The sequence below is a fragment of the Micromonospora sp. MGP-C2 genome (assembly GCF_057766525.1).
In genome coordinates, this window is record NZ_JBYMEN010000002.1 from 5,448,610 (window position 1) to 5,461,023 (window position 12,414).

Below are 12,414 nucleotides of genomic sequence, written 5' to 3' on the forward strand. Positions count from 1 at the left end.
CCGCGCCTTGCCGGCGGGACACCCCGGCGGAGGTGGACCGTCGCACCGCATAGGGTGCAGGTATGGCGCGACCTGACGGGCGAGGGCCCTCTCAACTCCGACCGGTGACCCTGACCCGAGGCTGGAGCACCCATCCGGAGGGCTCGGTGCTCGTCGAGTTCGGTGGCACCCGGGTGCTCTGCACGGCGAGCGTCACCGAGGGGGTGCCCCGCTGGCGCAAGGGCTCCGGGCTCGGCTGGGTGACCGCCGAGTACGCGATGCTGCCGCGGGCCACCAACACCCGCTCCGACCGGGAGAGCGTCAAGGGCCGGGTCGGTGGTCGCACCCACGAGATCTCCCGGCTGATCGGCCGCAGCCTGCGGGCCAGCATCGACCTCAAGGCTCTCGGCGAGAACTCGATCGTGCTGGACTGCGACGTGCTCCAGGCCGACGGCGGCACCCGCACGGCGGCGATCACCGGCGCGTACGTCGCGCTGCACGACGCGGTGGGCTGGCTGGCCGCCCGGAAGTCGTTGGCGGGTAAGCCGGAGAAGGTGATGCACCGGTCGGTGGCTGCGGTCAGCGTGGGCATCATCGCCGGCGAGGCGCGGCTCGACCTCTGCTACGAGGAGGACGTCGCCGCCGAGGTGGACATGAACGTGGTGTGCACCGGCGCGGGCGACTTCGTCGAGGTGCAGGGCACCGGTGAGGCGGGCGTGTTCGCCCGCGACCAGCTCGACAGCCTGCTCGACCTGGCCGTCGCCGGCTGCGCCGAGTTGGCCGAAGCCCAGCGGAAGGCACTCGGGTGAGCGTGAGGAGTGAGCTTGCGAGCCCCGCAGTCGCGAACAGAGGTGTCTCAGCATGAACAAGGTCCTGCTCGCCACCCGTAACCGCAAGAAGCTGGTGGAGCTTCAGCGGATCCTGGACGGCGCGCTCGGCGCGCACCGGATCGCCCTGCTCGGGCTGGACGACGTCGAGCAGTACGCGGAGCTGCCGGAGACCGGTCTTACCTTCGGCGAGAACGCGCTGATCAAGGCGCGGGAGGGGTGCCGGCAGACCGGACTCCCGACGATCGCCGACGACTCCGGCCTCGCGGTCGACGCGCTCAACGGGATGCCGGGGGTGTTCAGCGCCCGCTGGTCCGGCCGACACGGCGACGACCAGGCCAACCTTCAGCTGGTGCTGGACCAGATCGGCGATGTGCCGGACGAGCAGCGGGCGGCGTCGTTCGTCTGCACCGTGGCGTTGGTGCTGCCCGGCGGCAAGGAGCACCTGGTCGACGGCCGGCAGTCCGGGCGGGTGCTGCGTGCCCCGCGCGGTGATGGTGGGTTCGGCTACGACCCGATCTTCCTGGGCGACGGACAGGACCGGACCAACGCGGAGCTGACCCCGGCGGAGAAGGACGCGATCAGCCACCGCGGCAAGGCGCTGCGCGAGCTGGCCAAGCTGATCGCGAAGGTCCTGCCGCCCGCCAACTGACGGGCGCGAGGTCCTGCCGCCCGCCGCCTGACGGGCGCGAGGTGCTGCCGTCCGCCGCCTGACCCGCGGCGGACGACAGCGACCCGGCGGAGGTCAGCCCAGCGGGCCGACCTCCCGTTCGATGGCGGCGCGCAACTCCGGCCCGGCGACGACGGCGCGGGCCGCCTCCATCACCGGGGCGAGGAACACGTCCGGGCCGGGCTCGCCGGCAGCCGGGCCGAGCGCCGCGACGGCCGCCCGCCCGGCCGCTGACGGCTCCAGCGGGGCGCGCAGTTGCAGGCCGCGTACGCCGGCCAGCAGCTCCACCGCGAGCAGGCTGGTGAGATTGTCCAGCACGGTGCGCAGCTTCTTGGCCGCGGCCCAGCCCATCGAGACGTGGTCCTCCTGCATGCCGCTGGTGGGCAGGGAGTCCACCGAGGCAGGGGCGGCCAGCCGACGGTTCTCGGCGACGATCCCCGCCGCCGTGTACTGGGCGATCATCAGCCCGGAGTTGACCCCGGCGTCGGGGGAGAGGAACGCCGGCAGTTCCCGGGAACGGGTGACGTCGAGCAGCCGGTCCACCCGACGCTCGGCGATCGCGCCCACCTCGGCCGCGGCGATGGCCAGGAAGTCCGCGGCGAAGCCGAGCGGCGCGCCGTGGAAGTTACCTGTCGACTCGACCCGCCCGTCCGGCAGCACCACCGGGTTGTCCACAACGGACACCAGCTCCCGACCCGCGACAGTGCGGACGAAGTCCAGGGTGTCGCGGGCCGCGCCGGCCACCTGCGGGGCACACCGCATCGAGTACGCGTCCTGCACGGCGTGCGCCAGGTCGTCGCGGTGCGAGTCCATCACCCGGGAGTCCTGCAACAGTCGGTGGATGTTCGCCGCCGACGCGGCCTGGCCGGGGTGCGGCCGGATGGCGTGCAGCTCGGGCAGGAACGGTCGCTCGGAGCCGAGCATCGCCTCGATGGCCAGCGCGGCCGTCACGTCGGCCATGGCGAACAGGTGCGCCGCGTCGTGGATGGCCAGCAGCAACATGCCGAGCATGCCGTCGGTGCCGTTGATCAGCGCCAGCCCCTCCTTCGCTGCCAGCTCGATCGGCTTGAGCCCGGCGGCGGTCAGCGCGTCGGCCGCGTCCTGCCGCTCGCCGGACGGGCCGAGGACCCAGCCCTCACCGAGCAGCACCAGCGCGCAGTGCGCCAGCGGCGCCAGGTCACCGGAGGCGCCCAGCGAGCCGTGCTCCGGCACCCACGGGGTGATGTCGTGGTTGAGCAGGTCGACCAGGGCCTCGGCGACCAGCGGCCGGACCCCGGAGCGGCCGAGGGCGAGCGACCGGACCCGCAGCACCATCATGGCCCGGACCACCTCGCGCGGCATCGGGGCACCCACCCCGGCGGCGTGCGACCGGATCAGCGCGTGTTGCAGCTCGGCCCGCCGCTCGGGGGCGATGAAGGTGTTGGCCAGCGCCCCGAACCCGGTGGAGACCCCGTAGACGGGACGGCCGGACGACTCGATTCCGTCCACGATGGCCCGACTGGTCGCCATGGCGTCGATGGTTGCCGGGTCGAGGACGATCGTGGCGCTGCCGCGGGCCACCGCGAGAACGTCGTCGGCGGAGATTCCAGTGGGTTGGATGGTCACGGTCGTCATGGCGTTACTCCGTTGCGCATTACCTGGCGGATCAGGGGGACACCGGGCCGGTAGGCCAGGTGCAGGTAGGACGGCGCGTCCAGGACCACGAGGTCGGCCCGCGCGCCGGGGGTGAGGACACCGATGTCGTCGCGGCGCAGCGCCCGCGCACCACCGGCGGTCGCGGCCCAGACCGCCTCCGCCGGGGTCATCCGCATCTCGCGGACCGCCAGGGCCACACAGAACGCCATCGACGAGGTGTACGAGGAGCCGGGGTTGCAGTCCGTCGCCAGCGCCACTGTGACACCGGCGTCGAGCAGCCGGCGGGCGTCCGGGTACGGCGAGCGGGTGGAGAACTCCGCGCCGGGAAGCAGGGTCGCGACGGTGCTGGTGTGCGGACCCTCATGGCACATGCAGTCGACCAGGGAGGACGCGAGCGCGTCTACGTCGGCGTCGGACAGGTAGGTGCAGTGGTCCACGCTGGCCGCGCCCAGCTCCACGCCGAGCTGCACGCCCGGTCCGGGGCCGAGCTGGTTGGCGTGCACCCGCACACCGAGCCCGACGGCCTGCCCGCAGGCCAGGATCGCCCGGGCGTGGTCCACGTCGAAGGCACCCCGCTCGCAGAACACGTCGATCCACTTGGCGTGCGGCGCGGCGGCGGCCAGCATCGGCCCGCAGACCAGCCCCACGTAGTCGTCCGGGCGGCCGGCGTACTCGGCGGGGACCACGTGCGCGCCGAGATAGGTGGTGTCCTCGGTGAACTCGGCGGCGATCCGCAACGAGCGGGCCTCGTCGGCGACGGTCAGCCCGTACCCACTCTTGATCTCCATGGTCGTGGTGCCCTGGCGCAGCGCCTCCCCGCGCAGCCGGCGCACGGTGGCCCGCAGCTCGTCGTCGGTGGCGGCCCGGGTCGCTCCGACAGTGGTCCGGATGCCGCCGCCGGTGTAGGGCTCACCGGCCATCCGGGCGGCGAACTCGGCAGCGCGATCCCCGGCGAAGACCAGGTGGGCGTGGCTGTCCACGAAGCCGGGCAGCACGGCCGCCCCGCCGGCGTCGAGTCGCCGGTCAGCCGCCGGTGCGTACGCGGACGGCCCGACCCAGACCACCCGGCCCTCCTCGACCAGCACTGCCGCGTCCCGGCGAATGCCCAGCGGGCCCTCACCGGCACCGTTGGTGACCAGCTCCCCGATGTTGTCGACCAGCATGCTGCTCATGAGGGCGTGACCGCCTCGATCGACGCCGACAGCTCGGCCGGCACGTCCACGCTCAGGTGCCGGCCGTCGGCCACCACCACCCGACCGTCGACGACGACCTGTTCGACGTCCGCCGCGGAGGCCGCGAAGAACACACCCACCGGCGGCACCCCGGCGGTGCGGGCGGTGTCCAGCCGTACCGTCACCAGGTCGGCGCGGGCGCCGACGGCGATCCTCCCGGCGTCGGCCCAGCCCAGCGCGGCGTGCCCGGCGGACGTGGCGGCCGTCAGCAGGTCGACGGGCGCGAAGTGGCCGCGTCGGCGGGTCCGCAGCCGCTCGTCCAGCTCCACCGCCCGGGCCTCCTCGAACAGGTCGACCACCGCGTGACTGTCGCTGCCCAGGCTCAGCCGGACCCCCGCGTCGGCCATCAGGCGGGCCGGGCCGATGCCGTCGGCGAGGTCCCGCTCGGTGGTCGGGCAGAGGCACACCCCGCTCCGGCTGTCGCCGAGCAGTGTCAGGTCGGCGCTGGTCGGGTGGGTGGCGTGCACGGCGGTGGTGTCCGGCCCGAGCACACCGTGCTCGGCGAGCAGCGCGGTGGGCGAGCGCCCGTGCACGGCTCGGCACTCGTCGTTCTCGGCGGGCTGCTCGGAGAGGTGCACGTGCAGAGGTGCCCGCCGTTCCCGGGCCCAGTCGGCGACCGTGCGGAGCTGGTCGGCCGGGACGGCCCGCACCGAGTGCACGGCCGCGCCGACCCGGACGTGGGAGTCCGTCGGCTGGAACGCCGTTGCCCGTTGCGCCCAGCGGGCCGCGTCGCCGTCGCCGAACCGGCGCTGCGGGCCGGCGAGCGCCTGACCGTCCACGCTGGAGGTCAGGTAGCAGGCGTCCAGCAGGGTCAGCCGGATCCCGGCGTGCGCGGCGGCCTCGACCAGCGCAGCGCCCATCTCGTTCGGGTCGTCGTATGCGCCGCCGTCTGGCCGGTGGTGCAGGTAGTGGAACTCGCCCACACAGGTGATCCCGGCCAGCGCCATCTCGGCGTAGACCGCACGGGCCAGGGCGAGGTAGGTGTCGGGGTCCAGGCGGTCCGCCACCGCGTACATCTGGTCCCGCCAGGTCCAGAAGTCGCCCCGACCGCCGTGGGTGCGCCCGCGCAGCGCCCGGTGGAAGGCGTGCGAGTGCACGTTGGACAGGCCGGGCAGGGTCAGGCCGGGCAGCGGCACCGCGTCGGCGTGCACCTCGACCCCGGCCGGTGGCTGACTCTCGGGCGTCAGTGGCGTCACCGCGCTGATCCGGCCGTCCTCGACCTCGATCAGCACGTCGGGGGTGGGTTCGGCGTGCTCGGGCAGCCAGGCGTACTCAGCGAGCCAGCGGGTCGGTGTCACCGGCATGTCAGCTCCTTCAACACCCGAGCCAGCGCCAGGACCCCGGCGGCACAGTCGTCGTCGGTGGCCGCCTCGGCGGGGGAGTGCGACACCCCGGTCGGGTTGCGCACGAAGAGCATCGCGGTGGGCAGGTGCCCGGCGAGCACACCCGCGTCGTGCCCCGCACCGGTGGGCAGCACCGGCGCGTCGAGCAGCGCGGCCAGCCGTTGCGCCAGCCCGCCGTCGAAGGCGACCAGCGGGGTCGCCGACTCCTCGGTGACCGTCACCGCCGTACCGTCGCGCCGCGCCCGCTCGGCCAGCTTGCCGCGCACCGCCTCCACCAGGCCGGCGAGGGTCTGCGGGTCGGCGGCCCGGGCGTCCAGCCAACCGGTCACCCTCGACGGGATGGCGTTGGTGGCGTTGGGTTCGACGGAGACCCGACCCACTGTTGCGTGCGCGCCCCGCAGCCGGGCCTCCTTGTTGGCCGCCAGCACCGTGAACGCGTACGTCAGCATCGGGTCGCGGCGGTCGACCATCCGGGTGGTGCCCGCGTGGTTGCCCTCGCCGTCGACGTCGAAGCGCCACCGGCCGTGCGGCCAGATCGCGCTGGCCACCGCGACCGGCGCGTCGGTGTCGACGAGCGCGCGGCCCTGCTCGACGTGCAACTCCACGAAGGCGCCGAACCGGCCCAGCAACTCCGGGCGGGCGCCCGCCGGTTTGTCGCCGAGCGCCTCGGCGAAGCTCACCCCGGCCGCGTCGCGCAGGCCGGCCGCGCGCTCTGGCGGCAGCGCCCCGGTGAGCAGCCGCGACCCCAGGCACGGTACGCCGAAGCGCGCACCCTCCTCCTCCACGAACGCCGCCAGCACCAGTGGCCGGTCCGGGGTCACCCCGGCGGCGCGCAGCTCGTCCACTGCGAGGAACGCGCTGACGATGCCGAGCGGCCCGTCGTACGCCCCGCCGTGCGGCACCGAGTCGAAGTGGCTGCCGGTGAGCACGGCATCCTCGCCCTCCGGGTCACCCCAGTGGGCGAAGAGGTTGCCGTTGCCGTCCTCGGTGACCGGCATGGCGCGTTGCTCCGCCTGCGCGCGGAACCAGCCGCGCAGCTCGATCTCCGGGGCGGTCAACGCGTACCGCAGGTAGCCGCCGCTGTCGGCGTCCCGCCCGACCGGCGCGATCTCGTCCCACAACTCCCGGAACCGGGCAGCAAGGTCGTCGCTCATGCCGGTCCGCCTTCCGTCATCGGCACCCGGACCCCGGTGCGGTCGGCGACCTGGCGGGCGCTCTCGTAGCCGGCGTCGACGTGCCGGATGACGCCCATCGCCGGGTCGTTGGTGAGCACCCGCTCGATCTTCTGGCCGGCCAGGGCGGTGCCGTCGGCCACGCAGACCTGCCCGGCGTGGATCGACCGGCCGATGCCCACCCCACCGCCGTGGTGAATCGACACCCACGAGGCGCCGCTGGCGGTGTTGACCAGGGCGTTCAGCAGCGGCCAGTCGGCGATCGCGTCGGAGCCGTCGGCCATGCCCTCGGTCTCCCGGTACGGGCTGGCCACGCTGCCGGTGTCCAGGTGGTCCCGGCCGATCACGACCGGCGCGGACAGCTCGCCGGAGGCGACCATGTCGTTGAACCGCACACCCGCCTTGTCCCGCTCGCCCTGACCGAGCCAGCAGATCCGGGCCGGCAGGCCCTGGAAGGCGACCCGCTCGCCGGCCAGCTTGATCCAACGGGCCAGCGACTCGTTCTCCGGGAACAGCTCCAGGATCGCCCGGTCGGTGGCGGCGATGTCGGCCGGGTCGCCGGAGAGCGCCGCCCACCGGAACGGCCCCTTGCCCTCACAGAACAACGGCCGGATGTACGCGGGCACGAACCCGGGGAAGTCGAAGGCGCGCTGGTAGCCACCGAGCTGTGCCTCACCGCGGATCGAGTTGCCGTAGTCGAACACCTCGGCCCCGGCGTCGAGGAAGCCGACCATCGCCTCGACGTGCTTCGCCATCGACGCCCGGGCCCGGTCGGTGAACTCGGCCGGCTTTTCCGCGGCGTAGTCCCGGGCCTCGGCCAGGTCCACCCCCACCGGCAGGTACGCCAGCGGGTCGTGCGCGCTGGTCTGGTCGGTCACGATGTCGATCTCGACGCCACGGGTGAGCAGCTCCGGGAAGACCTCGGCGGCGTTGCCGACCACGCCGACGCTCAGTGCCCGGCGATCCCGCTTCGCGGCGAGGACCCGCGCGACCGCGTCGTCCAGGGAGTCGGCGACCTCGTCCAGGTAGCGGTCGTGCACCCGACGGTCGAGCCGGGTGCGGTCCACGTCCACGATCAGGCAGACGCCGCCGTTCATGGTGACCGCGAGGGGCTGCGCGCCGCCCATCCCACCGCAGCCGGCGGTCAGCGTCAGCGTCCCCGCGAGAGTGCTGTTGAACCGCTTGGCGGCCACCGCCGAGAACGTCTCGTAGGTGCCCTGGAGGATGCCCTGGGTGCCGATGTAGATCCACGAACCGGCGGTCATCTGCCCGTACATGGTCAAGCCCAACTGCTCCAGCCGGCGGAACTCCGGCCAGGTCGCCCAGTCGCCCACCAGGTTCGAGTTGGCCAGCAGCACCCGGGGTGCCCACTCGTGCGTACGCATCACCCCGACCGGGCGACCCGACTGCACCAGCATCGTCTCGTCCTCACGCAGGTCGGTCAGCGTACGGACCAACGCGTGGTACGACGGCCAGTCCCGCGCCGCCTTGCCGGTGCCGCCGTAGACCACCAGATCGTCGGGGCGTTCGGCCACCTCGGGGTCGAGGTTGTTCATCAACATCCGCAGGGCGCCCTCCTGCTGCCACCCGCGGGTGGTGAGCTGGCTGCCCCGTGCGGCACGAATGGGCTGGGTCATCTCTGATCTCCTCCGGTCAACCGAGGAACAACTGTCGGCGGGCCGCGGAGGCTTCGAACGCCTCCAGTCGGCGCTGGGTGTCGGCCGGCGCGGCGTCGCAGATCGCCTGCAACAGCACCATGGCCAGGGTCATCGGGGCGGTGTGCAGGTCGAACACGAGCTGCGCGCCAACAGCGGCGGGCAGCACCACGTGGGCGTGCTCGGTGGCCGGGCTGACCGGTGAGTCGGTGATCGCCACCACGGTCAACCCGGCGGCGCGGGCATCGCGCAGCGCGTCCAGGGTCTCCCGGGGGTAGCGGGGCAGCACGAAGGCGAGCACGGCGGACGCACCTGCCTCGGCCGCCTGCTCCAGCCGGTCGGTGAGCAGGCTGCCGCCGTCGTCGAGCACCCGTACGTCCGGGTGCACCTTGGCCGCGAAGTAGGCGAAGTACGCGGCAAGTGGCGCCGCGGCGCGTAGGCCGAGCACCGGCAGCGGCCGACTCTCGGCGAGCAGTCGCCCGGTCTCGGCGATCCGGTCCCGGTCGGCGAGCTGAGCGGCCAGCCGGTCCAGGTTTCCCATCTCCGCGCGTACCGCCTGCTGGAGTTCGTTGTCGGCTTCGTCGGTGTGACTGTCGTCGGTGGCCCCCGATGTCCGCAGCCGACGGCGGAGGGCGGGGTAGCCGTCGTAACCGAGCGCCATCGCGAAGCGGGTCACCGACGGCTGGCTGACCCCGGCCAACTCGGCGACTTCCGCCGCGGACAGGTAGGCCGCCGCTCCGGCGTGCTGCACCAGGCAGTGCGCTATGCGGCGCTGGGTCGGTGTAAGTCGTACGCCGTGGAAGAGGTCGAGCAGGTGGTCGGTCGACCCCGCACCGTCTTCATTCACGGCGCGACTCTATGCATGAAAACTTTCAAAGGCAAGGTCTGCGCCGGTCAATTGGCCGGTCCGTCCTATGCAATACTGCCCGTCCGGCGCGGGGGATCAGCGGAGGCAGTGTCGTGACAAGCGTGGAACAGAGCCAGCACTTTGCGACCATCCACGACGACACTTCAGCTCCGGAGTCACCTCCCGAACTCGGCTCCCCGCCGGGGCCTGCGCGGAATGGCTGGCTGAGTGGGCTGGCCTGGCAACGGTGGCTGGCGGACAACGTCTTTCCCCGCACGCTCACACCGCCGGCGACCGACCGCAGGACCGTCCTCGGATACCTCGCGGCCTTCCTGCTCGCGGTGACCTACCTTTTGGTGATTCCGCAGGGCCGAACTCACCTGACCCATGTCTGGGCAGAGGACGGTCGGATATTCCTCGGCGGGGCGGCGACCAAGAATTTCCCGCTGGTGGTCGTCGAGCCGTACGCCGGCTACCTGCACGTGCTTCCCAGACTCTCCGCCGAGTTGGCCGTCCAGCTGCCGATCGGCTGGTGGGCCGCAGGGGTGGCGATTGCGGCAGCGGTGGTGCGTGCGGCGGTTGCGTTGCTGGTCTTCACCGCAGCCGCCGGGCACCTTCCGTCCCGCAAACTGCGAGCTGTCCTGGCCGCTGCGGTCATCCTGCTTCCGTCCGGGAACAGCGAGGGCCTGAACAACCTTGCCAATCTCCACTGGTTCGTCATCTTCGGCGCCTTCTGGGCCCTGCTCTGGCGGCCGACCACGCGCTGGCAGAACGGGCTCAGTGCCGTTGCGCTCCTGCTCGCCGTGACGACGAGCCCCCTGGGCATGCTGCTCGTTCCGTTAGCCGCCGCACGACTTGCCCTGCCTCGGCGACGTGATCGAGTGCCGGCGCTCGCCTTCATTGTCGGCTTGGCGATGCAGATCGTGCCGCTGCTGGGATCGACCACGACGCGAGAGCGTGAACCGTTCGATGTGATGCAGGGTCTGGCTGCCGCCGCGGCCCGCGTGCCACTGGTGATGTTCACCGGGCCAGAATTGACTGCAGACCTCTACCCGGACGCGCTTGAGCTGTATTCGCGCTTCTATGCCTGGCCGGCGGTGCTCGCCGCTGTCATTGCTCTGGCTATCGCCGGGTACGGTCTCCTCTATGGGAGCTGGGCCCGGAGGTTCCTGGGGAGCGCGAGCCTGCTTCTTGCCGCCGCATCCATCGGCGCGCAGCTGTACATGAACTGGGAAGATCTGCTTCGCATCGACCAGCCGAACACCGTCATCTCCGTGCAGCGCTACAGCGTGGCGCCATGTCTGTTCCTGTTCACGGCCGTGCTTGTGGGCCTGGCACGGGCTCCCCGATCTCAGGTGCGGCACGTGCTGACGGCGGTACGCATCGCCGTGGCGGCGATAATTCTCTTCGGCATCAGTTACCAGTGGCAATCCACAATCGGGACGGTGCGACTCGATGGCCCAACGTGGCAGCAGAATCTCGGCGTTGCCGAGCAGGAGTGTGCGACCGGTAAGGCGGAGATTCTCGTCGGCATCAGTCCTTCTTCCTGGGTCGTGCCGCTCACCTGCGAGTACCTGACCCAGAAGGGGTAGAGCGGGTCAGCAGGAAGACCCCGGCCAGCTCGGCAACCTCAGCGGGTTGACTCGGCACTCAGGACCGACGCGTCAACCCAGCTGTCGAACGGACGACCGGCGGGCCGCTCACATGGCACCTGCTCGGTAGGATCCGCACGGCGAATGAGCGGAGGAGTGGCATGCAGCCGGATAGCACGTACAGGTACACCCATTTGTTGGGCGCCTGTCAGGTCGGCAAAGCCTGGGCGGCGGTGGACGGGCAGGGGCAGTTCGCCACCGTGGCCGTGTTGGACGGCGTCGCCGCGTCCGACCAGCGCTGGCGCGAGGCTTTCAGCACCGCCGCCAACGCGCTGGCGCAGGCCGACGGGGGTCACCAGTACGCGGCCGCTGACCTCTCGGCCGCCCACCCCTGGGTGGCCTACGGGGCCGAGCAGGGGAACGCGCCGCAGCGGCTCTTCCAGAGCCTAGGAATGGACTACCAGCCGGTGCCCGACCTGCCGGTTTCAGCGCCGCCCACGTCGGCGCCGCCGGTGTCCGGCGTGCCGCAGCAGGTCAGCGGCCCGCCGACGTCGCTCTCCCAGACACCGCAACCGGTGTCCGGCGTGCCGCAGCTTCCGTGGGCGGTGCAGGTGACGCCGGTCTCGGGGCAGCCCGTGTCGGCGTCACCCCAGCCGGTGTCGGCAACCCCGCAGTCGCCTGCGTCTTCCGCCAGCGCGGCAACGGTCCCTCTCGGCGATCCGTTCCCCACCTCCGGGGGCCGCCGGATCGCCCCGGTGGCTCGGAAACCGAGACGATCCAAGTGGGGCCTGGTCACGGGTGCGGTGGTGCTCACCCTGGTCGCTGGCACCGCTGGGTTTTTTGTGGGCCGCAGCGGCAATGACGCAAAGCCGCAGACGTCGACTGCGGCGACCCTGCCGCCGTACGAGGCGACGCAGTTGTCCGTCAACAAGACCAAGTTCTTCAACAGTGAGTTGGAACCGTTGGCCGATCCCTGGCTGGCGCAGGCCAGCGGCTGCGAGGCCTACGACGAGCCGGGCGCCCCGAAACTGCCGGCCGAGGAGGATCAGCACGTCTTCTGCCGCTACGGCAACGCCTTCCTGCACTTCGTGGTCTATCCAACGAAGAAGGAGAAGGATGCGGCACGCGCTTACCGCCTGCAGCTGAACCTCGCCGCCGGGACGCTGGCACCAGGGCTGCGTCACGCGACTCGCACGAACGGCAACAAGTCCGGAGCCGAGGGCAGCTACGTCGAGTACGCGGTCAACATGGCCGACGGCAAGACGCTGTGCGGTCTCTGGTGGGATCGCGACGACACGAATGGCGTCACCTACATCGAGGCGCTCTGCAAGGAGAGCCTCGCGGGCAACTGGGATGCGCTGCGCGATCTGTGGCGTCGCGGTAGCTGAGCGAGGACCAGGTGGCGCCGTCCGGTAACGGCCGTCATACGACGAAGGCCTCCGGCTGGTGGAGCGGTTTCCAC

The 12,414-nt window shown here is 71.9% G+C and carries 10 protein-coding genes; 4 read left to right on the forward strand and 6 right to left on the reverse strand.

What is annotated here, in order from left to right:
• Window positions 1–62 precede the first annotated feature (62 nt).
• Both rph and rdgB read left to right on the forward strand, forming a co-directional pair.
• Complete coding sequence (gene rph / locus AC3CF1_RS25135; protein ID WP_099850933.1) at window positions 63–788, forward strand: ribonuclease PH; 726 nt, start codon at window positions 63–65, stop codon at window positions 786–788.
• Between the two features lie 52 nt (window positions 789–840).
• A complete protein-coding gene (gene rdgB / locus AC3CF1_RS25140; RefSeq protein WP_088946439.1) occupies window positions 841–1,458 on the forward strand; it encodes an RdgB/HAM1 family non-canonical purine NTP pyrophosphatase in 618 nt (205 codons plus the stop codon).
• A 93-nt stretch (window positions 1,459–1,551) separates the two neighbouring features.
• Here the strand turns inward: rdgB and hutH are convergent, their stop codons facing one another.
• Genes hutH through AC3CF1_RS25170 form a run of 6 tightly spaced genes read right to left on the reverse strand, consistent with a single transcriptional unit; the run spans window position 1,552 to window position 9,360 of the window.
• Window positions 1,552–3,090 carry a histidine ammonia-lyase gene (hutH, locus tag AC3CF1_RS25145; RefSeq protein ID WP_354981285.1) on the reverse strand — a complete coding sequence of 513 codons (1,539 nt, stop codon included), beginning with the start codon at window positions 3,088–3,090 and terminating at the stop codon, window positions 1,552–1,554.
• Window positions 3,087–4,283 (reverse strand): imidazolonepropionase, encoded by a 1,197-nt coding sequence (gene hutI / locus AC3CF1_RS25150; RefSeq protein ID WP_488451408.1) that lies wholly within the window; start codon window positions 4,281–4,283, stop codon window positions 3,087–3,089. The genes hutH and hutI overlap by 4 nt, the downstream gene beginning before the upstream one ends.
• Entirely contained in the window at window positions 4,280–5,647 is a 1,368-nt protein-coding gene (locus tag AC3CF1_RS25155; protein WP_488451409.1) for a formimidoylglutamate deiminase, read from the reverse strand. Before AC3CF1_RS25155 ends, hutI begins: the two co-directional genes overlap by 4 nt.
• Entirely contained in the window at window positions 5,638–6,840 is a 1,203-nt protein-coding gene (locus AC3CF1_RS25160) for an allantoate amidohydrolase (RefSeq protein ID WP_354981282.1), read from the reverse strand. The genes AC3CF1_RS25155 and AC3CF1_RS25160 overlap by 10 nt, the downstream gene beginning before the upstream one ends.
• Window positions 6,837–8,495 carry a urocanate hydratase gene (hutU, locus tag AC3CF1_RS25165; RefSeq protein WP_488451410.1) on the reverse strand — a complete coding sequence of 553 codons (1,659 nt, stop codon included), beginning with the start codon at window positions 8,493–8,495 and terminating at the stop codon, window positions 6,837–6,839. The genes AC3CF1_RS25160 and hutU overlap by 4 nt, the downstream gene beginning before the upstream one ends.
• 16 nt (window positions 8,496–8,511) lie before the next feature.
• A complete protein-coding gene (locus AC3CF1_RS25170) occupies window positions 8,512–9,360 on the reverse strand; it encodes a MurR/RpiR family transcriptional regulator (RefSeq protein WP_488451411.1) in 849 nt (282 codons plus the stop codon).
• A 122-nt stretch (window positions 9,361–9,482) separates the two neighbouring features.
• Between AC3CF1_RS25170 and AC3CF1_RS25175 the strand changes: the two genes are divergently transcribed.
• Both AC3CF1_RS25175 and AC3CF1_RS25180 read left to right on the forward strand, forming a co-directional pair.
• Entirely contained in the window at window positions 9,483–10,952 is a 1,470-nt protein-coding gene (locus tag AC3CF1_RS25175; RefSeq protein WP_355160717.1) for a hypothetical protein, read from the forward strand.
• 233 nt (window positions 10,953–11,185) lie between these two features.
• On the forward strand, window positions 11,186–12,340 hold the full coding sequence (locus AC3CF1_RS25180) for a hypothetical protein (RefSeq protein ID WP_488451412.1): 1,155 nt from the start codon (window positions 11,186–11,188) through the stop codon (window positions 12,338–12,340).
• Window positions 12,341–12,414: the final 74 nt, after the last annotated feature.

Excerpts from the sequence above, each read along its gene's own strand:
- rph (WP_099850933.1), top strand. The coding sequence starts at position 63 with ATGGCGCGACCTGACGGGCGAGGGCCCTCTCAACTCCGACCGGTGACC.
- rdgB (WP_088946439.1), top strand. The coding sequence starts at position 841 with ATGAACAAGGTCCTGCTCGCCACCCGTAACCGCAAGAAGCTGGTGGAG.
- hutH (WP_354981285.1), bottom strand. The coding sequence starts at position 3,090 with ATGACGACCGTGACCATCCAACCCACTGGAATCTCCGCCGACGACGTT.
- hutI (WP_488451408.1), bottom strand. The coding sequence starts at position 4,283 with ATGAGCAGCATGCTGGTCGACAACATCGGGGAGCTGGTCACCAACGGT.
- AC3CF1_RS25155 (WP_488451409.1), bottom strand. The coding sequence starts at position 5,647 with ATGCCGGTGACACCGACCCGCTGGCTCGCTGAGTACGCCTGGCTGCCC.
- AC3CF1_RS25160 (WP_354981282.1), bottom strand. The coding sequence starts at position 6,840 with ATGAGCGACGACCTTGCTGCCCGGTTCCGGGAGTTGTGGGACGAGATC.
- hutU (WP_488451410.1), bottom strand. The coding sequence starts at position 8,495 with ATGACCCAGCCCATTCGTGCCGCACGGGGCAGCCAGCTCACCACCCGC.